The organism is Flavobacterium sp. UGB4466, from assembly GCF_903469665.1.
GTDB lineage: Bacteria > Bacteroidota > Bacteroidia > Flavobacteriales > Flavobacteriaceae > Flavobacterium > Flavobacterium lipolyticum.
The window spans coordinates 1-21450 of the sequence record NZ_CAGKLC010000056.1 but is presented as its reverse complement, the minus strand read 5'-3'; the positions used below and the strand labels follow the sequence as shown (position 1 = coordinate 21450).

At 36.1% G+C, this 21450-nt stretch carries 17 protein-coding genes; 9 read left to right on the top strand and 8 right to left on the bottom strand.

Annotated elements, in window-relative coordinates:
* Positions 1-205: 205 nt before the first annotated feature.
* Positions 206-676 (top strand): Lrp/AsnC family transcriptional regulator, encoded by a 471-nt coding sequence (locus JO950_RS14055; protein ID WP_017496220.1) that lies wholly within the window; start codon positions 206-208, stop codon positions 674-676.
* Positions 677-829: 153 nt separating this feature from the next.
* On the opposite strand, the gene JO950_RS14050 is transcribed toward JO950_RS14055, so the two are convergent.
* From JO950_RS14050 to leuS, 5 genes are all read right to left on the bottom strand, one after another.
* Positions 830-1516: a zinc metallopeptidase gene (locus tag JO950_RS14050; RefSeq protein ID WP_202703226.1), complete on the bottom strand. Its 687-nt coding sequence runs from the start codon at positions 1514-1516 to the stop codon at positions 830-832.
* Positions 1517-1651: 135 nt separating this feature from the next.
* Complete coding sequence (locus JO950_RS14045; RefSeq protein WP_202703225.1) at positions 1652-2248, bottom strand: hypothetical protein; 597 nt, start codon at positions 2246-2248, stop codon at positions 1652-1654.
* Entirely contained in the window at positions 2235-2708 is a 474-nt protein-coding gene (locus tag JO950_RS14040) for an RNA polymerase sigma factor (protein ID WP_202703224.1), read from the bottom strand. The genes JO950_RS14045 and JO950_RS14040 overlap by 14 nt, the downstream gene beginning before the upstream one ends.
* 5 nt (positions 2709-2713) lie before the next feature.
* Entirely contained in the window at positions 2714-3559 is an 846-nt protein-coding gene (locus JO950_RS14035; RefSeq protein ID WP_202703223.1) for an alpha/beta fold hydrolase, read from the bottom strand.
* Positions 3560-4720: 1161 nt separating this feature from the next.
* On the bottom strand, positions 4721-7639 hold the full coding sequence (gene leuS, locus JO950_RS14030) for a leucine--tRNA ligase (RefSeq protein WP_202703222.1): 2919 nt from the start codon (positions 7637-7639) through the stop codon (positions 4721-4723).
* 257 nt (positions 7640-7896) lie between these two features.
* Here leuS and JO950_RS14025 point away from each other — a divergent pair, with 257 nt between their 5' ends.
* The 5 genes from JO950_RS14025 (at position 7897) to JO950_RS14005 (ending at position 12080) form a co-directional block, all read left to right on the top strand.
* Positions 7897-8772, top strand: coding sequence for an ABC transporter permease (locus JO950_RS14025; RefSeq protein ID WP_202703221.1), 876 nt, complete (start codon positions 7897-7899; stop codon positions 8770-8772).
* Between the two features lie 74 nt (positions 8773-8846).
* Entirely contained in the window at positions 8847-9098 is a 252-nt protein-coding gene (locus tag JO950_RS14020) for a DUF3098 domain-containing protein (protein WP_202703220.1), read from the top strand.
* Positions 9099-9203: 105 nt separating this feature from the next.
* Entirely contained in the window at positions 9204-10001 is a 798-nt protein-coding gene (locus JO950_RS14015; RefSeq protein WP_202703219.1) for an undecaprenyl-diphosphate phosphatase, read from the top strand.
* Entirely contained in the window at positions 10001-10696 is a 696-nt protein-coding gene (gene truB / locus JO950_RS14010) for a tRNA pseudouridine(55) synthase TruB (protein ID WP_202703218.1), read from the top strand. Before JO950_RS14015 ends, truB begins: the two co-directional genes overlap by 1 nt.
* An 85-nt stretch (positions 10697-10781) precedes the next feature.
* Positions 10782-12080, top strand: coding sequence for an Ig-like domain-containing protein (locus JO950_RS14005; RefSeq protein ID WP_202703217.1), 1299 nt, complete (start codon positions 10782-10784; stop codon positions 12078-12080).
* Between the two features lie 974 nt (positions 12081-13054).
* Here the strand turns inward: JO950_RS14005 and JO950_RS14000 are convergent.
* Together JO950_RS14000 and JO950_RS13995 are read right to left on the bottom strand one after the other, a co-directional pair.
* The gene (locus JO950_RS14000; RefSeq protein ID WP_370528121.1) at positions 13055-13837 is read right to left on the bottom strand and encodes a phytanoyl-CoA dioxygenase family protein; all 783 of its coding nucleotides are present in this window, start codon (positions 13835-13837) and stop codon (positions 13055-13057) included.
* Positions 13794-14408: a thioredoxin family protein gene (locus tag JO950_RS13995; RefSeq protein ID WP_202703216.1), complete on the bottom strand. Its 615-nt coding sequence runs from the start codon at positions 14406-14408 to the stop codon at positions 13794-13796. Before JO950_RS13995 ends, JO950_RS14000 begins: the two co-directional genes overlap by 44 nt.
* A gap of 188 nt (positions 14409-14596) precedes the next feature.
* Between JO950_RS13995 and pyrH the strand changes: the two genes are divergently transcribed.
* The 3 genes from pyrH (at position 14597) to JO950_RS13980 (ending at position 18721) form a co-directional block, all read left to right on the top strand.
* Positions 14597-15304 carry a UMP kinase gene (pyrH, locus tag JO950_RS13990; RefSeq protein ID WP_017496236.1) on the top strand — a complete coding sequence of 236 codons (708 nt, stop codon included), beginning with the start codon at positions 14597-14599 and terminating at the stop codon, positions 15302-15304.
* A 240-nt stretch (positions 15305-15544) separates the two neighbouring features.
* Positions 15545-16108 (top strand): ribosome recycling factor, encoded by a 564-nt coding sequence (gene frr / locus JO950_RS13985; RefSeq protein ID WP_202703215.1) that lies wholly within the window; start codon positions 15545-15547, stop codon positions 16106-16108.
* Between the two features lie 117 nt (positions 16109-16225).
* Positions 16226-18721, top strand: a complete 2496-nt coding sequence (locus JO950_RS13980) for a DUF5686 family protein (RefSeq protein WP_202703214.1) — start codon at positions 16226-16228, stop codon at positions 18719-18721.
* A gap of 285 nt (positions 18722-19006) precedes the next feature.
* On the opposite strand, the gene JO950_RS13975 is transcribed toward JO950_RS13980, so the two are convergent.
* Entirely contained in the window at positions 19007-21277 is a 2271-nt protein-coding gene (locus tag JO950_RS13975) for a cation:proton antiporter (protein WP_202703213.1), read from the bottom strand.
* Positions 21278-21450 lie beyond the last annotated feature (173 nt).

The window sequence follows — 21450 nt, the reverse complement described above, 5'->3', positions numbered from 1 at the left end:
TTGAAATTTGGAATTTTTCTTTTTAAAATAATCCTTTCCCCAATCTTTGTCAAATTCTTAAAACTCTAACAAAGAAAAACAAGCAACATTTTCAGTTTCCATTTGGAATTTCAAAGATTGGAATTTTATTTTTCAAATCATTATGAGTACATTTGATTTACAACTACAACCAAATAACTAAATTTAGTTTCAAATCACAACTCCAATGAAAATCAACTCCCTTATTATTGAAATTGACGGCATCGACAAAGAAATCCTGCGCTATTTGATGGACGATGCCCGAAAACCCATTTTGCAAATCGCCAATAAAATAGGTATTTCCGGAGCTGCCATTCATCAGCGATTGAAAAAACTGGAACAATCGGGTGTTATTTCAGGTTCTAAATTTACCGTTAATCCAAAAGTATTAGGATACAACACCATGGCCTTTGTTGGTGTTTATCTGGACAAAGCCTCCAGAAACTCCGAAGCCGTGAAAGATTTAAAAAAAATCCCCGAAGTCTTAGAATGCCACTACACCACAGGAAACTGGTCGGTATTGATCAAAATCATCTGTCGCGATAACGAACACTTAATGCAGCTTTTAAACACCAAAATTCAGGCAATAGAAGGCGTTTCCAGAACAGAAACATTTATCTCCCTGGATCAGCAGATTGACAGGCAGATTCAATTATAGAATTAGAGAATGAGATAATTAGTCAATGAGATCACGAAATATTTCTACACGAAAAAACCCGACGGATTTCAAAAAAATCTGTCGGGTTTCATTTTAACTATCTAATTGGCTAATTATCTAATAATCTCATTGACCAATTATCTCATTGACCAATTAATTCCTTCTGCTTCCGGAATAGACCGAGATATAGTACAACAAGGTCGCGATTGATCCGATAGCGGCAACAACATAAGTTCTCGCAGCCCATTTCAACGCATCCTTAGCTCCGGCCTGCTCTTGCTGCGTCAGCATATTTTTATTTTCCAACCAAGCCAATGCTCTCTTACTTGCATCATACTCTACCGGCAGTGTAATAATTGTAAATAAAGTTGTTGCAGCAAAAATAATAATTCCGATCAGCAATAGCCCCGGAAAGATTTTGATCATTAAAATTCCGGCTAACAAAATCCATTGTACATAATTGGATGCGACACTTACAATCGGTACCAATTTGGAACGCATTGTCAACCACTCATAACCAACAGCGTGCTGTACCGCATGACCACACTCGTGTGCAGCCACCGCAGCCGCAGCCGCATTGCGTTCGTTGTAAACCACCTCGCTTAAATTTACAGTTTTATCTGCAGGATTGTAGTGATCTGTTAACTGACCAGGTGTCGAAATAACACGAACATCTCTAATACCATGATCAGCCAGCATCTTTTCGGCGATTTCAGCACCACTCATTCCATTTCTTAATTGCAGTTTAGAATACTGCTCAAATTTACTCTTGAGTCTTGAACTCACTATCCAGCTGAACAACATAATTGCTCCGGCAAGAATTAAATATCCACTTCCCATATCTTTGTTTTTTTTGATTGATTACTAAATTTACAGAATAAACCGCAAATTCTGAACCAAATTCAAAAAATGTCATTTTGACATTTTAGCGTCAGGGTACTTCTTAAGCAACTTTACAAAAACTAAAAAACTCCATTACAACTCCAACTGCTTATTGACTTCTTCAAATTTCCCAATCAGATCGTTGATTTTTGCCTGTTGTTTTTTAATTTGTTTCGGACGAATGTAAAACCAGTTCACCCCAATCCAAAGCAATACCACCCCATAAACGAGCAACGCATAAACAAGCGTCATTCTCGAAGTGTATTCGTACATATACAGACCTATTCCGATACCCAATAAAATGAAGTACAAATTCAGAATCGTAGACTGCATAAACTGCTGTTTTTTTCGAATTAGAATCAATCGCTGCAGGTACTCCTGATTGGATTGTGTGGTATCGATATTTTTATAACCGACCAATAATCCATTATAAACACCAACATACATGATCATGGCCATAATCACCAGTACAATTCCTATTTTGGTAGAAATAAATTCTGGCTGATAATAGTACCAGACAAAAACAATAAACGCAGTAGTTGCCAAAAGCAAAATATTAGTAATCCACAGATGGCGAAGGCCGGCTGCTTTAAATTCCTTCAATCTCCCCAATAAATCTTTCATATCGGGCTGACTTACGGATTGTTTTTTCCACAAATCTTTGAAATCTATATTGTTATTTTGGTCCATTTTCTTTAAATTTTTGAGTCAGTTTTTCCTTTATCCTGTGAATTTTCACTCTTGTATTTGCTTCCGAAAGCCCCACAATTTTAGCAATTTCAGCCTGCTTTACCTCCTCAAGTTCGAGCGAAATAATAATACGTTCCGTTTCAGGCAATTCAGCGATACACTGGTACAAAAACTGGATTTGCGGTTCTAACGATTGCTGTTTCTCTTCCTGCAAATTCACCGGAAGATCTGATTTAAGAAAACGCTTTTCTTTTTCAATTTGCCGCAAACAGTTATTAGAAGCTATCCTAAAAATCCAGGTTCCTATGCCCGACTCGTTTCTAAAAGTGTCCAGTTTTTGCCAGACAATAACAAAAGTCTCCTGAGCCAAATCCTGAGCAATATCATAATCGTTAACAAAACCCATACAAAGCCTGAAAATTCTATCCCAATACGTTTTATAGATAACTTCAAATTCCATCAGTACTATTTTACGAAATTATTCACCTGATTTAAATACCACGCTGCATCATCATACATAATAAAGTGTAACCCTTTACCGGCATATTGAAAATTAGCATTTTTTAAATTTTGATACTGTCCTTCAATAGCAGGTTTTAAATTTACAAAATAAGATTCCAGTAAAATTAATGATGGACATTTTACTTGCGCGATTTTCTCTCTTAAATCGGTATTAGAAAAATCACAATACATTTCAGCAAATGTTTTTCGGTCTGATTTTACACTCCAATCTACAATCATATCGATTTTTGAGGCATCCTGAACCAGTCTTGGCATTGTTTTTTTCTGCATGTCCAAAAACTGAGTCTCCGTCATAGCCGTCATCTGATTCACCATTGACGAACAGTCGTTATTTTCTTTTGATTTAAAATTAGGATCCATCAGAGCAGCCATACACGGAAGCGCGTCTACTACAACAATTTTACCAACCAATTCCGGATAATCTGCCGCCAAAGCCAATGCAAATCCTCCACCCATACTGTGACCAATTACGATCGGTTTTTCAATTTTATTTGTTTTGATGAAGTCTGCAATTTCAGTTTCCCAATTTTTGAAGCTGGCATTTGGCTGTGGTTTTACTCCGGCAAAACCCGCCATGGTAAGTGTATAACAGGTATGATCTTTTTCTAAATTGGCTCTGGTTTCCTTCCACACATCTCCCGAAGATGCAAATCCGGGAATAAACACTACAGCTTGTTTTCCTTTTCCGGTTTTAAGAACTTCAAACGGATATGATTTTGTTTGTGCAAATACATTTAAACATACTGCTGAAAATAATAAGGCGATAACTAAGATGATATACTTTTTCATTTTTAATAGATTTAAGTTGTTAAATGGTTTATTAGTTAAATTCGCCTTTTGGATACGAGATGTTTTAAAATGTTACAAATCGTTCTAAAAAAAATAAAAATTAGTCTCCAAATTCCAAATTCCAACCTTCATCTATAGGCCTAAACCCCAATCTTTACAAGGGCTCAGACACTCCACAAACAATTATTGTTTTTTTGATAAAAAAATATCTTTTCACACGTCAATATCAATTCTGGTCCATACAAAAAACTATAAAACGGGACTGCCTCAAATATTTATGTTCCGCTCCGCCGGAGCTTCTTGATACCGGAAAATTACATTTGCTATAAATATTTTGCTCCGCTGGAGCTGTTTCAAAAAAAACTCACCCCTAGCTTTTTCATCCTTTCGACGAAGGACACTCGAGCGATAGCGATTGACTAAGTAAATCACGCAAGAAACTCCGCAAACTAAGTCGACAATCTTTGTCGATTAACTGGTGTGATTTCTCCCTTCGGTCGAAATGACAAACTAAACGCAAAAAAAGTCCCAAACCCTAACAAAAAAACTCCACAATCTTGTCATTTCGAGGAACGAGAAATCACACAAGAAACTCCGCAAACTAAGTCGATAATCTTTGTCGATTAGCTAGTGTGATTTCTCCCTTCGCTCGAAATGACAAAAAAAAATCCAAACCCCAACAAAAAAACTACACAATCTTGTCATTTCGAGGAACAAGAAATCACGCAAGAAACTCCGCAAACTAAGTCGACAATCTTTGTCGATTAACTGGTGTGATTTCTCCCTTCGGTCGAAATGATAAACTAAACGCAAAAAAAATCCCAAATCCCAACAAAAAAACTACACAATCTTGTCATTTCGAGGAACGAGAAATCACACAAGGAACCCCGCAAACTAGATCGATAATCTTTGTCGATTAGCTAGTGTGATTTCTCCCTTCGCTCGAAATGACAAAAAAAAATCCCAAACCCCAACAAAAAAACTACACAATCTTGTCATTTCGAGGAACGAGAAATCACACAAGGAACCCCGCAAACTAGATCGATAATCTTTGTCGATTAGCTAGTGTGATTTCTCCCTTCGCTCGAAATGACAAAAAAAAATCCCAAACCCCAACAAAAGTTGGAATTTGGAATTTTAAAATATTGAAAATTAAAATTATTACCCTACAAGATTGATAATCTTACCCGGAACAATAATCACTTTATTTGGTGTTTTCCCATCTAATTGACGTAAAGTTCTTTCGTCCTTCATGACAATTTCTTCAATCTGCTCCTTGGTTAAATCCAAAGGCAATTCGATGGTAAAACGCATTTTTCCATTAAAAGAAACCGGATATTCTTTACTCGTCTCTACCAAATGTTTTGCTTCAAAAACCGGGAAAGAAACTTCTGAAATCGAAGTTGTATTTCCTAACTGCAACCATAATTCCTCAGCAATATGCGGTGCATAAGGCGAAACTAAAATGGCTAACGGTTCTAAAATGGCTCTTGAATGGCAATTTTGAGAAGACAATTCATTCACACAAATCATAAACTGAGAAACAGAAGTGTTGAAAGAAAAACTCTCGATGTCTTCTGCTGCTTTTTTGATGGTTTTATGCAATGATTTTAAATTGTCTTTTGTTGGTTCGTCGTTGTTTACGATTAAACCATTATCATCAAAGTACAATCTCCATAACTTTTTAAGGAAACCAAACACTCCCGAAATACCAGCCGTATTCCAAGGTTTTGCCTGCTCTAACGGCCCTAAGAACATTTCGTACAAACGCAAAGTATCGGCTCCGTATTCGTTACAAATATCATCCGGAGTCACTACATTGTAATACGATTTCGACATTTTCTCGACTTCACGTCCAACGATATATTTTCCGTTTTCGTCAAAAATAAATTCTGCCGAATTAAAATCTTCTCTCCAGTTTTTAAATCTTTCTACATCCAATTCATCTGAAGAATTCACAAAATTAACATCCACACGAAGCGGTTGTACATTCTGATCTCCGATTTTATTCTTAGACACAAAAGTGTTCGTTCCTTCTAATCTATACACATAAGCAGTAGTCCCCAAAATCATTCCCTGATTGATCAGTTTTTTGAATGGTTCTTCGGTTGGAGCAAAACCTTTGTCTTTTAAAAATTTATTCCAGAAACGCGAATACAATAAGTGTCCGGTGGCGTGCTCACTTCCTCCAATATACAAATCAACACTTTCCCAGTACGCTAATGCTTCTTTGCTTGCAAACTCGGTTTCGTTGTGTGCATCCATATAACGCATCCAGTACCATGAACTTCCAGCCCAACCTGGCATGGTATTCAATTCTAAAGGAAATATCGTTGCATGATCTACTAAGTCGGTATTAACGACTTTATTATTTGTGATGTCCCAAGCCCAAACAGCAGCATTTCCTAATGGAGGCAAACCGTCTTCGGTTGGCAAATATTTCTCAACTTCAGGTAAAATAATTGGCAAATGCTCCGTATCAATCATTTTTGGAAGCCCATTCACATAATAAACCGGGAATGGCTCACCCCAATAACGCTGACGGGAGAAAACCGCATCACGCAAACGGTAGTTGGTTTTTCCAATTCCCTGTCCTAATTTTTCTAAGGCCGTAATAGCGGCCTGAGTAGCTTCTTTATAATTTAATCCGTTTAGGAAATCAGAATTTGCGATCTCCACATTGTCTTTCGAACCGTAAGCCGCCTCAGAAATATCAACGTTGGCAAAAATATTTTTGATTTCCTGCATTCCGTTCTGACCTTTAAAGAAATTTGCAAAAGCATAATCTCTCTCATCTCCGCAAGGAACCGCCATTACAGCACCTGTTCCGTATCCGGCCAAAACATAGTCCCCAATCCAAACCGGAATTGGTTCTTTCGTAAATGGATGCTCCGCATAAGCACCTGTAAATACCCCTGAAATGGTTTTTACATCAGCCATACGCTCGCGCTCGGAACGTTTTGCTGTTTTCTCGATATACGCTTCAACTGCCTCTTTTTGTTCCGGAGTTGTAATTTTAGCTACCAAATCATGTTCTGGTGCCAAAGTCATAAAAGTTACTCCAAAGATGGTATCGGGGCGGGTGGTAAATACTTCAATAAAAGAGTCCAAAGTCGAATGTCCAAAGTCTGAAAATGCAGCTTCACTTTCGACGTTCGACTTTTGACTTTTGACTTTAAACTTTACTAACGCTCCTACCGATTTTCCGATCCAGTTTCTTTGTGATTCTTTGATAGACTCGCTCCAGTCGATTTCATTTAAACCTTGAAGCAAGCGCTCTGCATAAGCTGAAATACGCATACTCCATTGGGTCATTTTTTTTCGAATTACAGGAAATCCTCCACGTTCTGAAACACCGTTTACGATTTCGTCATTGGCCAAAACTGTTCCTAAACCAGGACACCAGTTTACTTCTGTTTCTGCCAGATAAGTCAATCTGTATTGTAAAAGAATTTTCTCCTGTTCGTCAGACGATAAAGCATTCCACTCCTCAGCCGAGAAAGTTCCAATGTTATCATCAGAAACTGCATTTACATTTGCATTTCCTTCTTTTTCAAAAAGAGCAATTAAAGTTGTTATATCTTCTGCTTGGTCAACATTCTTGTTATACCATGAATTAAACAACTGAATAAAAATCCATTGTGTATGTTTATAATAGTCCGGATTTGACGTTCGCACTTCACGCTCCCAGTCAAATGAGAACCCGATTTTATCCAACTGTTTTCTATATCCTGCTATTTGTTTTCCTTCTTTATCTACTCCACCATCAATATTAACACGTGTGGTATCTTCCGGACGCTGTCCGGTTTGAATCGCATACTGTTCTGCCGGCAATCCAAAACTGTCGTACCCCATTGGATGCAAAACATTGAAACCCTGATGCCTTTTGAAACGAGAATAAACATCCGAAGCGATATATCCCAGTGGATGCCCTACGTGTAATCCCGCCCCGGATGGGTAAGGAAACATGTCCAACACATAATGTTTGGGTTTTTCAGAATTATTTTTTGCTGCAAAAGTTTGGTTCTCGGCCCAATATTTTTGCCATTTGGCTTCTATTTCGTTTGGATTGTATTTCATTTCTAAGTGACTAAGATTCTAAGTTACTAAGGTTCTAAGGTTTTCACTAAATTAATTAAGCCGCAAATTTACATTTATTACAGATTGTAACAAAAAGTATTTTAATTCCTAAAAAGTAAATTATAATTTCTTCATTTTTATTGAGATAAAATACAAGTCTAAAATTGCTTATATTGTACGAAAGTTAAAACTTTGGCCGTTATTAACTTCATATAAAGAAATTCTTTATTATTTTTACCCCATAATTTAAGCAAACTATGAGTTCTAACTTTGATAAATTTCAAAAGCGCAGGTTAATTTCCTCTTATTTTTCGGTTGTATTAAGTGTATTTCTGGTTTTATTCCTGCTAGGAGTACTGGGATTATTCATTATCAATTCTAAAAAACTGGCTAATGATTTTAAAGAAAAAATTGCCATGACGGTTTTCTTTAAAAACGAGGCTAATGACAGCGTGATAAAAGCTTTCAATACGGAACTAAAAAGAGCGCCTTTTGCAAGGTCATTCGTTTATGTAACAAAAGAAAAAGCGGCAAAAGAACACACTGACATTATCGGAGAAGATTTCCTGACTTTCTTAGGTGAAAACCCGTTATTGAACTCTTACGACATTCACTTAAAAGCGGAGTATGTTGAAAGAGACAGTATCCTTAAAATAGAAAGCAAACTACGTCAAAACACCATGATTGAAGATATTGTTTACGACAAACAATTGGTGAATCTGGTAAATGATAATATCAAAAAAGTAAGTATGTGGATTTTAATTATCAGTGGTTTCCTTGCGATTATTGCTGTTCTACTAATCAACAGTTCGTTACGTTTATCTATTCATTCGAATCGTTTTATCATCAAAACGATGCAAATGGTTGGTGCAACAAAATCGTTTATCCGTAAGCCATTTGTAATGCGCAGTGTAAAATTAGGAATGTTAGGCGCCGGTCTGGCTATTATTGCCCTTATCGGACTTTTGTTCTATGTAGAAACTAATTTCCCGGGCCTGGGCATTTTAGAAGATAAAGCCTTAATTGGACTGGTGTTATTAGCCGTATTCGGATTAGGAGTTTTGATTACCTGGGTAAGTACTCACTTTGCCACACAACGTTTCCTAAATTTAAGAACGGACGATTTGTATTAATTTTAGATCGCAGATTATAGATTGCAGATTTTTAAAAAGCCTTTCGCTACGCTCGAAGGCACAAAAGAAATAAAATGAAAAACAACAATAAAGAAGAACAGACATCAAAGCAAGAATTCCTTTTTGACGGAATTAATTACAAAATTCTATTAATCGGAATTGGAGTTATTGCCTTAGGCTTTATCTTAATGTCTGGAGGCGGAAGCAACGATCCGAATGTGTTCAATGAAGATGTGTTTAATTTCAGACGTATTCGTTTGGCTCCAACTACAGTTTTAATCGGTTTTGGAATCACGATTTATTCTATTTTCAAAAAATCCAAATAGACTTTATTAAGACTCGTTAGACTTCTTAGATCTTTAGATTCTTTAGATAATCTTTTATAAAATCTAAGAAGTCTAATGAGTCTAAAAATCTAACAATCTTAATAAATGAATACATTACAAGCTATCGTTCTAGCTATTATTGAAGGCATCACGGAATTTTTGCCTGTTTCTTCAACCGGTCACATGATTATCGCCTCTTCCTTTTTCGGAATTGCTCATGAAGATTTCACTAAACTTTTCACCATTGTCATTCAACTTGGCGCGATACTTTCGGTAGTGGTTTTGTATTTCAAACGATTCTTTCAAACACTTGATTTTTATTTTAAACTTTTGGTTGCCTTTATTCCGGCTGTCGTATTAGGTTTATTGCTAAGTGATTTTATCGATGGTTTATTAGAAAACCCTGTTACAGTTGCTGTTTCTCTTTTGATAGGAGGTTTAATTTTACTAAAAGTTGACGAGTGGTTCAACCATCCAAATACAACTGAAAGCTCTTCTGAAATCACCTATTTACAAGCTTTTAAAATTGGTTTATTCCAGTGCATTGCTATGATTCCGGGAGTTTCAAGAAGCGGAGCCAGTATTGTAGGCGGAATGTCTCAAAAATTATCCCGTACTACAGCAGCAGAATTCTCTTTCTTTTTGGCTGTTCCAACCATGTTAGGAGCGACGGTAAAAAAATGTTACGATTATTACAAAGCCGGATTTGAACTGTCTCACGATCAGATTAACATACTGGTAATTGGAAATGTTGTTGCTTTTATTGTGGCGCTCTTAGCTATTAAATCCTTTATTGGATTTTTGACTAAAAACGGTTTTAAAGTTTTTGGTTATTACCGAATTATTGCAGGAATCGTTCTGTTACTGATTCACTTTTTCATTCATCCTCTTACGATTATATAATGACTCCTGAAGAATATCTAAACGGACAGGTTTTATTGATTGACAAACCTTTAAAATGGAGTTCGTTTCAAGCTGTCAACAAATTAAAATATCTTTTAATCAATAAAGCCGGACTTCCTAAAAAGTTCAAAATTGGCCATGCCGGAACTTTAGATCCTTTGGCAACCGGTCTATTGCTAATCTGTACCGGAAAGTTTACCAAAAGAATTTCTGAACTACAGGGTCAGGCAAAAGAATATACCGGAACTTTTTATATTGGAGCTACTACTCCATCTTACGATCTAGAAACCGAAATCGATCAGACTTTTCCAACCGATCATATTGACGAAACACTAATTCATGAAACGGTGAAACAATTTTTGGGCGAAATAGACCAGAAACCACCTATTTTTTCTGCCATCAAAAAAGACGGTGTTCGCTTGTACGAGCATGCGCGTGCAGGAGAAACAGTAGAAATTGCCAGCAGAAAAACAACCATTCATGAATTCGAAATTACCCGAATCGCTTTACCTGAGGTAGATTTTAGAGTGGTGTGCAGTAAAGGGACTTATATTCGTTCTCTGGCTTTTGATTTTGGAAAAGCGATGAATTCCGGATCGCATTTAACGGTTTTACGCCGAACTAAAATTGGCGATTACGATGTAAAAAATGCTATTGACATTACACTTTTTGAAGAAAGTCTGCAGCAGGAATAAAGCATAATATATTTTTCAAGCCCCTTTAAGCAAGATTGTATCTTTTTCTTTTTTGTACTTTAGTCACAAGATTAAAAACCAAAACATGAAAAACCACTTTCTACTACTCTTGTTTGTCTTCACAATCTCATCAAACAGTCAAACCATTAATCAAAAAATGGTTTCCACTGATATTGATAATTTCTGGAAGGCTTACGATAAAATTGTCGCCGAAAAAGACAGCATCAAACAATATTCTTTTCTAAAAGAACTATACTTAGACCAAGCTACTCCGGGCTTAAAAAGCTTGCTTGAGGTTCGAAATTATACTGCCAAAGACTACATCAATGCCATAAATAAATATCCTAAATTCTGGAGTTCATTAAAACCAAACACTTTAAATTCCGCCGGACTTTATCCGGAAATTGATGCCGACATCAGTAAACTAAAACAAGCTTATCCCGATTTAAAACCATCTACTATTTATTTTTCTATTGGTGCATTTCGAACAAATGGAACCATTCAGGAAGATCGGGTTTTAATTGGAAGCGAACTGAGTCTCGCAGATGAAACTACTATTATTGATGAACTCCCAGCCTGGAGACAACCCTTTTACAAAGAATACGAGCCGAGAAAAAACATTGCATTGCTCTGCACGCATGAATATGTGCATACTCAGCAAAAAGAACTGGTCGAAGATTTGCTTTTGATGTGCCTTTACGAAGGTGTCGCCGAATTTATTTCCTGTAAAGTAACCGATAAAAAATCAAGTTCTCCTGCCATTGAATTCGGGAAAAGCAATCAGCCAAAAGTAATCGATCAGTTCATCGCAGATTTGTACATCAAAAGCAACAATTACAACTGGATCTGGGGAGAAAACAGAAATCTTTTAAAAGTTAGAGATTTGGGATATTATATAGGTTATGAAATCTGCGAACGTTACTACAATTCATCCAAAGACAAGACGAAAGCGATAAAGACCTTAATTGAACTAGATTACCATAATGAAAAAGAAGTGGCACGCATAGTCGATGGCACCAAATTGTTTCCGCAAAATCTAAAAAAATTACGTCAGAATTACGAAAAGCAAAGACCTCACGTTGTATCTATCTCTGCATTTAAAAACGGAAGTCAAAAAGTAAAATCGGGAGAAACTGAAATCACGATTACTTTTTCGGAACCGTTAAACGGGCGCAGTACAGGTATTGATTTTGGCCCTCTTGGAGAAAGCTTTTTCCCAAAAATAGACACCAACAGAATCTGGTCTGCCGATATGAAATCTTGGACTATTAAAGCAGATTTAAAACCCGGCCAACATTACCAAATTTTAATTTCGGATAATTTCAGAAAACAAAACGGAGTGAGACTAAAACCTTTTTTAATCGATTTTAAAACTGCGGAGTAAAATTTTAAACTATTTTATAAAAAAGGCTGAAAGCCTAAAAGCATCAGTATGGTGCAACGGCACTATAAAAAATAGATTTAACAATAAGTAACGCCCTGAAAGGACAAAGAATTTCAAAACTATTTTATAAAAAAGGCTGAAAGCCTAAAAGCATCAGTATGGTGCAACGCACTATAAAAAATAGATTTAACAATGAGTAATGCCCTGAAAGGGCAAAAGCAAACAAAAGAACCTGTAGATCAATTGCTTTTCTCAGAAAACATAATGTGAGTACTTTTCTTTGTCTGTAGTCTTTTGCCCTTACAGGGCACAAATAATCATTATCTTCATTCATAATGCAAAGCACTATGCTATGTCTGGAGCTCTTTCAGAGCAACCTGTTTGAGTAACCTTACATGGTGAAGATTCTAAGCTATATTCTAAATCTCTTGTCAGATGCTATTTTTCATTATTTTTTACAGCACAGATTACATATTGATCAATAAATTCAACATATACAAAAAGAGTCTTGATTATTTTTCTTGGTCTCAAAGTCCAAATCTGCTGAATTCAAAAACAAAAAGCACATTACTTCAGGAATCCCCATAGCAATGTGCCGACTTCTTACAAAGTAGTTCTATTTCATAAGCTCTGTTTTTTGAAGTTAGTAATGAGATATACTCTTTCCTCCAAACAACAAGCCCGAAACAAAATCGTAAAATCTTTCGAATAACTTTTTCATGATAGTGTAATTTTTAGTTGTTAAACATTAAATAAACACCAATAAAAAGAGTAAATAAGAAAATGAATAATAGAAGTGGGATGACTCCTGCAAGTTACAAAAAATTGAAGCAATACAAATATTTTTAGCATATTATTTATTACTAAAATTCTTATTTACAGCAGAATACCTGAAAAACAAGGCTGTTTAACGATTTATTTCTTAAAAACTTAAGGAATCTATCTCAACAGTCTTACTCACCATTATCGACGTACTAAATATCAAAAAGCTGCTTGTTTATAAGCTTCTCCAATATTTTTGCTGATGGCAAATTATCCTTATCAATAAAAGTTCTCATTACAGGAATATTATCGCAAAAAATGATATCCAGAGAAAATCTATCCTTTCCATAAATACCACGATGAATCATATTGGCAGAAAAAATCAGTAAATCTCCCCGATTCAATCTTACAATTTCTCCGCGTTTTAAATCGTCACTTTGAAGACGGCCGTTCAAAGAATTTCTAACCTCAAACTCTTCCGGCAAATCCCATTCGCGATGTGTTTTTGGAATCAATTCAATTCCTCGTTCACTTTTCAGGGGAATCCTGAAGTGAACTACATTTTGAGTTTTGATGGCCTTCTTTTGATCTTCAACAGACATTCCTGTATATTGTATGTCACGATGCCAATAATTCTTCTGGGATTCATCTTTTGGATCAAAAAAAAGCTGGGTATTCAAAAAAACAGGAGGCTTAGGAAAGATAACGCTTCGTATTTCTTCAAATTTGGCTTGAGTCATAAATTCAAAAAGACGTATTTTTTCTTCCTCCTTTAAGCAATCTCCCCTGGTCAGACTATGACTGTTTAAAGCCCCTTTTTCATAACTTATCTCATGATCACGCAACCAGATTTTGTGGAATTTAACGAGTACTTTTTCAATAGCTGCCAGTTCATTTTCCGAAAAGAAATTCTCCAGAAACACATATCCGTTTTGCTCAAAATCATTCATATTACTCCCTAATTTCCAGCACATGCATGATATCCATAAGTTCATTTTGAGTACTCAACCCTTTGTCGGCCAAATACCATAATTGCAAATCAGTTTTGATTTTTTCATCAATTACGCCAAACTCTTTTTTATAGTTTGCCATTAATTCAGTAGCTCCTTTTGGCCTAGGTCCCCAGTCAGCGCGGGCTATTCCGGTTTCTTTACAAATCACAATCACTTTAGGAATCGCCCTCCCGCCATTGGTCAGGTATTGATTCATCAGAGGCTCATTCTCATCACGAAAAACGATTCGGAGATCTATCTTTTTATGCGAAGCCAAAGCCATCTTATTAATAATCGGAAGTATTTGTGCTGCATCACCACACCAGCCTTCAGAAATCACCAGCCAGATATAATTGTGCTTTAAGCTTTCTAATTCGGAAACTACCTCATCCGAAACTTTCATGGTTTTCTCCAGTCGGTTCATCCTGGCCTCATTCAGCTTACTGTAATTGGTTAAGCTTTCGGATTGTTCATTGCCTGTTGATTTCCCTTCCAGTAATAAATCGGTAACTATTTTTCGATATTCTGTATACGAATGACTATTGAATAATGATTTAGCTATGGTACTTTTCATATTTAGGATTTTTTGAATTCTATAAAATTACAACTTTTAAAAGGACTTAAAGAATGACTTTTGTCACATTCGGAGAAATCCGAAAAAACGGTAAAAATTTAAAACGAGAAGAACTATTATTTTTTTTAAAACATTATTTCTAAAAATCAGAATATGTCTATATTTGCACAAATTAACGCAACACAGAAATGAAATATAAAAGAATTCTTCTAAAACTTAGCGGCGAAGCCTTAATGGGTGATTTACAATACGGTATTGACCCTAAAAGATTAGCCGAATATGCTGAAGAGATTAAGCAAATTCACAGTAAAGGAGTAGAAATTGCTATTGTAATTGGAGGAGGAAATATTTTTAGAGGCGTTGCAGGTGCAAGTGCCGGTATGGATAGAGTACAAGGCGATTATATGGGTATGCTTGCTACCGTAATTAATGGAATGGCTTTGCAGGGGGCACTTGAAGACAAAGGAATGAAAACGCGTTTACAGACTGCTTTGAAAATGGAGTCTATTGCAGAACCTTACATTAAAAGAAGAGCAGACCGCCATCTTGAAAAAGGAAGAATTGTAATTTTTGGTGCCGGAACCGGAAATCCTTATTTTACAACGGATACAGCGGCCGTTTTAAGAGGAATTGAAATCAATGCAGATGTGATCTTAAAAGGAACTCGTGTAGATGGTGTCTATGATTCTGATCCGGAAAAAAATGCATCGGCAGTAAAATTTGATTTTATTTCGTTTGATGATGTTCTTAAAAAAGGACTAAACGTGATGGATACTACCGCTTTTACTTTAAGTCAGGAGAACAAATTGCCAATCGTTGTTTTTGACATGAACAAAATTGGTAATCTTTTGAAAATCTGTGAAGGTGAAAACGTTGGAACAGTAGTTAACATTTAGACTACTTAGATTGTTCGATCGTTGGATTATTCGATTTTTAGAAGTTGTAATAGTTCTAATTTGTCAAAAAACACAGGTTGATTAAAGTTTTGAATGCCGTTTTTTTGGAGAGTTTCCAATAATCTAAAAATCCAGCCATCTTAAAATCAAAAAAAAGAAATATATTAGTTAGTAAATTAGAGGAGTATTTTCGTTAAAACTTGAAAACCCAATCCTCTAAAATCTAAAAATCTAAAAAAAATGACGGAAGAAATAGAATTTATATTAGACAGTACGGAAGAATCTATGAACGGTTCGATTGCGCACTTAGAGAAAGAATTTCTTAACATTCGTGCAGGAAAAGCTTCTCCGGCAATGTTGGGAAGTGTTTTTGTAGATTACTACGGAGCTGCAACACCCCTTTCTCAAGTGTCAAAAATCAGTGTTCCTGATGCCAGAACAATTACATTACAGCCTTTTGAAAAAAACATGCTGTCTGTAATTGAAAAAGCAATCATGGTTGCCAACATTGGTTTCAACCCAATGAACAACGGAGACGTTATTATCATTAGCGTTCCGCCTTTGACAGAGGAACGTCGTAAAGAACTGGCTAAACAAGCGAAAGCTGAAGCAGAAGATGCTAAAATTGGTGTTCGTAACGTACGTAAAGATGCCAATACGGATATCAAAAAACTAGAAAAAGAAGGAACTTCTGAAGACATTTGCAAATCAGCTGAGGAGCAAGTTCAGAACTTAACCAATACTTACATCAAAAAAATCGATGAATTACTGGCTGCTAAAGAAGCCGAAATCATGAAGGTGTAATCCTATTCAACACAAAATAAAAATCCGTTTAGTTAAATTATACTGAACGGATTTTTTTATTGTTATTTTTGCATACCAAAAGTACAAGTTGTCCGTTTTGAAACTATAACATTCTCTATGAAGCTATTCTGTTTGTTGACTTTGTTTTTCACGCTTACCATTCAGGCACAATTTCAAATAAACGGAATTGTAACGGACTCTAATAACAAACCGCTTCCTTTTGCTACCATTACAACTTCTGACAGTACTAATACAATTACGGATGTTGACGGGAAGTTTATTCTAAAAGCTCTTTCAAAACCGGAAACTTTTACCGTTTCGTACATTGGTTTTCAAACGAAGACAATTGTAATTACGGACCAAAAAACTTTTTACCCTGTTTCTCTTTTTCAAAAAACCGACGATTTGAAGGAGGTTGTGGTTTCAAACGAAAATCCGGCCCTTACGATAATTAAGAAGGTCATTGCGAATAAAAACAAAAACAATCCGCAAAAAAAACTGAACAGTTTCGAATACAAAAGCTACAACAAACTTATTGTAACAGCGAATCCTGATTCTATTGACGGCAGAATTGACTCTACCGCCACATATAAAAATTTCGACAAAAAGCGCATTAACATTGATTCTTCGGATTATAAATTCAAAGAAATAATTAGCAAGCAGCACTTGTTTCAAACCGAGAAAGTTTCACAATACCAGTTCGGCAACAACAAACTGAAAGAAACGATACTAGGAACCAAAATGTCCGGGTTTAAACAACCTATTTATGAGGTTATTGCTTTTAATCTCCAATCGATTTCGATTTATGATCCGAAATACGAATTGTTTGAAACGAAGTACGAAAATCCAATTTCGAATAGTGCTCCTCAAAGTTACAATTACAAGATTCTGGACACGGTAACTATAAAAGGACGTGAAACGTATATGATTTACTTTAAAAACAAACAAAGAAGAAAATCATCCGGTTTAGAAGGAGTTTTATATATCGATCAGGAGAATTTTGCCATCGCTAAAGCGGTAATGCGTATCAAAGGGGTCCTGGACATTAGTGGGATTCATGAATTTGAATACGTACCCAGTGAGAAAATATGGTTTCAGAGCAACACCACTTTTAAAATTGTTAAAGGGAAAAACGACGATGATATTAAAATCTTAGGTGGAACAATTCAGTTTGACGGAGATGTTGAAGATAATTTTGAACCCCGAAAAAAATCGGCTTCCGATTTTACTTATCTGCTTTCTGAAAGTAACAATTTTGACATTCACTATAATACTACTGCCCCTATAAAAGATCCGGCACTTTACATTGAAATTAAAGACGATGCCAACAAAAAACCGGAAACCTTCTGGGAAGAATACAGAAAAGAAGATCTGGACCTAAAAAGCCAGAGAACCTATCAGTTAATTGACAGTCTTTCGATAAAGAAAAGAATCGAGAATCGTTTGGGACTTGGACGAAAAATTATCAATGGCTATTTCCCGATTGGACCTATTGATCTGGATTTAAAAAAGATTATCAGTTACAACAATTACGAAGGCTTCAGACTGGGGCTTGGCGGTATTACCAATGACCGTTTTTCTAAAAACTTCAGAATCGAGGGATACTCGGCTTACGGTACAAAAGACGGTCAGCACAAATACAGTCTGGGAGCAGGATTTTTATTGGACAAAAACACCAATACTTGGGTAAACGGATATTATACCGATGATGTTCGGGAAATTGCGAGTACCGTTTTTGCCGTTGACAAACGTGTTTTCAAAATTTACGATCCACGTCCGATCAACATTAGTACTTTTTATCAATATGTGGGCTGGAAAGCTAATATTCAGACCAAGATTATTCCTAAAACGGAAGCCGTACTAGAATTTTCGAGAACTTATGTCGAGCCCAAATTTGATTATCTTTTTAATTACAATGGAAAACTGTATTCGGATTTTATTATGACTACAGCAATGGTTTCGATCGTATGGGCTCCTTTTAGTGCTTTTATGCAAACTCCAACCGGGAGAACTGAAACGGATAAAAGATTTCCAAGGTTTACTTTTCAGTACACACAATCATTACCTAATGTATTGGAAAATGATTTTACTTTTGGGAAAATAGATTTCAAAGCTGAATATGAGAAGAAATACTTAAACGGTCAAAAAACGAGTTTGCTTCTGCAGGGAGGTTATGCTACGGGCGATGTTCCCATTACCCATCTTTACAATACCATGCCCAACAACTTAACAAAAGAAACCATTATCCAGCGTATTACCTTTGCCGGACGAAACAGTTTTGAAACGATGTTTTTTAATGAGTTTTTCTCCAGTCAATATGTCTTCTTTCAACTTAAACATGGTTTTGACCGAATCAGAATCCTCAAAAAAGTGCGTCCTTCTTTAGTGCTGGTAACGAGAATGGCATGGGGAAATATGGAAAATCCGCAACAGCATGTAGGTCCAATCTATAAAACTTTAGACAGGGGCTTTTTTGAATCTGGAATCGAACTAAACAAAATTTACAAGGGCATCGGTTTCGGCGGCTTTTATCGATATGGCCCGAACCAGTTAATGAAATTTGAGGATAACATTGCCGTTAAAATTTCTTATGTTTTAGATTTGGGACTATAAATATTAAATCCCAATTCTTTTGAATTCCAAATTCCAATGTGACGTTTCGTTTCGTTACGACGAAAGGAGTAAGCATAACAAAATCCGTGTAAATCTGTGTTTTCGCAAAGCGAATCTGTGTCATCCGCGTGCCATAACACAATCTAAATTCCAATCTCTTAAATTCCAATTGAAGATTTAGTTTCGTTTCAACAGAAAGAGAAACCTCAAAGAAATAAGAAAACAAAAAATCCCAAACTCCAACAAAATTGGAATTTGGGATTTGAAATTTAGAATTTAATTCCTCTATGGTTTTAAAATCAATACCGAAGGTGTATTGTTCAACCAGGTACTCTGAGATTCTATTAATTTCTTCCAGCTGTCTAAACTGATAATCATTAAGTTCTGGTTCTCCAAGAATTCTTTCTTAATCGTTCGGTCGTGCATGATCATAATGTGATTCGGCGCAATCTGTTCGATAGAACGAATCGTTTCCTGAATATCTCTGGTACTTTTTACTTCTCCACTGGCATCCAAAACGGTAATCTGAGACCCGTTGTTGTTGATTAACTTTTTGGCATAATCAATTAAGAAAGCATCTTCCTTACTAAAAACCGGCATAAAAACCTGATTGATTTCTTCCAGGTTTTTATCAATAAAGATTCCTACCGGCATTTTGCTTTTCGCAATAATATGACGTGTTCTTTCGTCAAAAGGAGAATTTTCAAACAACCCTTCTTTTCCGGTAAACTTATCGATTAAGCGGTCCGGGTTTACGATTCTCGTCGTAAATCCAAGAATTTTCCCCAACAAGGTTCCTTCAAAAATAGACTGTCCCAATCCGACTAATAATAAATCATATTCTCCCTGATTTGCGGTATCAATAATATCAGTATCAATATCATTTGTTACTTTAAAAACGCTAACCATATTCTGATTCAGACGTTCTGATTCTTCGACCACCGGCAACAACATTTTACGCTCATGGTCTTTGATATCAAACGAATGTATTTCGGTACTTAACGACAAATGCATGGCTGTCACAATCGAATTATCGGCTTGTTTCTTCACCAGACTATTGGCCAGTTTAAGCAATTTTTTTCCTTTTTCAGGCGTGGCGAAAGAAAGCAGGATTTTATACTTGCTTTTATTCCCTATTTCCTGCGGAATGGCGGTTACCTTATCTTTAAATATAAAATCTATTAAATCCAGTGCCGGGCCGGTCATAAACGTAGTTACCAAAGCCATAATGACCATCATGGTAAAAATTTCTGTTGACAAAACTCCTAAGTCGTAACCAATGTTTAGCACTACAAGTTCCATCAAACCACGAGTATTCATTAAAGCTCCGATCGCTAAACTGTCTTTCCAGCTTTGTCCGACAAATTTCGCTGCAAAGGCACTTCCGAAGAACTTTCCAGCTACGGCTACCCCAATAATTACGGCAGTTACCTTCCATAAATACGGATCGTTCAATAAACCAATCTGTGTACGTAAACCGGTAAACACAAAGAACAATGGCAGTAAAACGATGATCGCGACATCTTCTACTTTCTCAATAAAAATATTTCTGAAAGTATTGTTTTCAGGCATAATTGCTCCGGCTAAAAAAGCGCCGAACAAAGCGTGAATTCCAATAAGTTCGGCAGCATATGCAGAGAATAACAAGGTTAGAAAAAAGATGGCAACGACAGGTTTATTCAAACTCTCACGTGTTGAATTCAAATCACCTACACGTTTTAAAAACGGACGAACTATTTTCAACATGACAATTACATACAATAATGCTAAACCAATTACATATAAAGCACTTGTAAACGAACCTGCTTTTACAATAGCAATTACCACTGCCAAAATACACCATGCCGTAATATCATCGGCAGCAGCACACGTAATGGCTATAGTTCCGAGTTTTGTTTTTTGCATCCCGCGCTCCTGCACAATACGCGCAAGAACCGGGAATGCGGTAATACTCATCGCAATTCCCATAAACAGTCCGAAAGAGGCAAACTCCACCCCAACCGGAGCAAAAGTATGGTAGATAAAATAAGCTAATGAAAGCCCCAGGGCAAAAGGGATTACAATACTTGCGTGACTTATAACTACAGCATCATGTGCTTTGTTTTTCAAAACTTTCAAATCCAATTCCATTCCAATCACAAACATGAAAAGAATCAAACCAATTTGACTTAAAAATTGCAGATTCCCTAAAGATTCTTTTGGAAATAAAGCGGCAGAAAATTCAGGAAAATACATTCCGACCAAAGAAGGTCCTAAAACAATTCCGGCAATCATTTCTCCAATTACGGAAGGCTGTCCTATTTTTCTAAAAAACCACCCGAACAAACGGGCTACTAAAATAATAGTCACGATCTGTGCTAATAAAATAGCCAAAGGATGCTGAAGGTTTTCTATCATCGAGTGAAGGAAATCATTCCAATGGTTGCTTTCTATTTTTTTATGAACGACTCCGCGTCCGGCCTCAAGTGAAACCCCTTTTGAAATTACCCAATAGATCAGGCCTGTAAAACCGCCAATAACCGTAATGTAAAACAAGGAGTTTTTAAGATTATTCATAACTCGTTTTTTTGATTTATTGCTGCAAATATCAACACTCCTACTGTAGTGCAAAAGTAAATTTACCGCTAATTTTAAATCCATGTAACAAGTCCGAAAAACTTTGTAATAAGTTATAATATTTCACAATAACACACTGGAATTGTGAGCGAAGTCGAAGGCTGGTGTAACGA

Bases quoted from the DNA above. Each gene is read 5' to 3' on its own strand.
- truB (WP_202703218.1), top strand. From the start codon at position 10,001: ATGACTCCTGAAGAATATCTAAACGGACAGGTTTTATTGATTGACAAA.
- JO950_RS14040 (WP_202703224.1), bottom strand. From the start codon at position 2,708: ATGGAATTTGAAGTTATCTATAAAACGTATTGGGATAGAATTTTCAGG.
- JO950_RS13975 (WP_202703213.1), bottom strand. From the start codon at position 21,277: ATGAATAATCTTAAAAACTCCTTGTTTTACATTACGGTTATTGGCGGT.
- frr (WP_202703215.1), top strand. From the start codon at position 15,545: ATGACGGAAGAAATAGAATTTATATTAGACAGTACGGAAGAATCTATG.
- leuS (WP_202703222.1), bottom strand. From the start codon at position 7,639: ATGAAATACAATCCAAACGAAATAGAAGCCAAATGGCAAAAATATTGG.
- JO950_RS14045 (WP_202703225.1), bottom strand. From the start codon at position 2,248: ATGGACCAAAATAACAATATAGATTTCAAAGATTTGTGGAAAAAACAA.
- JO950_RS14050 (WP_202703226.1), bottom strand. From the start codon at position 1,516: ATGGGAAGTGGATATTTAATTCTTGCCGGAGCAATTATGTTGTTCAGC.
- JO950_RS13995 (WP_202703216.1), bottom strand. From the start codon at position 14,408: ATGAAAAGTACCATAGCTAAATCATTATTCAATAGTCATTCGTATACA.
- JO950_RS14055 (WP_017496220.1), top strand. From the start codon at position 206: ATGAAAATCAACTCCCTTATTATTGAAATTGACGGCATCGACAAAGAA.
- JO950_RS14020 (WP_202703220.1), top strand. From the start codon at position 8,847: ATGAAAAACAACAATAAAGAAGAACAGACATCAAAGCAAGAATTCCTT.
- JO950_RS13980 (WP_202703214.1), top strand. From the start codon at position 16,226: ATGAAGCTATTCTGTTTGTTGACTTTGTTTTTCACGCTTACCATTCAG.
- JO950_RS14000 (WP_370528121.1), bottom strand. From the start codon at position 13,837: ATGAACTTATGGATATCATGCATGTGCTGGAAATTAGGGAGTAATATG.
- JO950_RS14005 (WP_202703217.1), top strand. From the start codon at position 10,782: ATGAAAAACCACTTTCTACTACTCTTGTTTGTCTTCACAATCTCATCA.
- JO950_RS14015 (WP_202703219.1), top strand. From the start codon at position 9,204: ATGAATACATTACAAGCTATCGTTCTAGCTATTATTGAAGGCATCACG.
- JO950_RS14025 (WP_202703221.1), top strand. From the start codon at position 7,897: ATGAGTTCTAACTTTGATAAATTTCAAAAGCGCAGGTTAATTTCCTCT.
- JO950_RS14035 (WP_202703223.1), bottom strand. From the start codon at position 3,559: ATGAAAAAGTATATCATCTTAGTTATCGCCTTATTATTTTCAGCAGTA.
- pyrH (WP_017496236.1), top strand. From the start codon at position 14,597: ATGAAATATAAAAGAATTCTTCTAAAACTTAGCGGCGAAGCCTTAATG.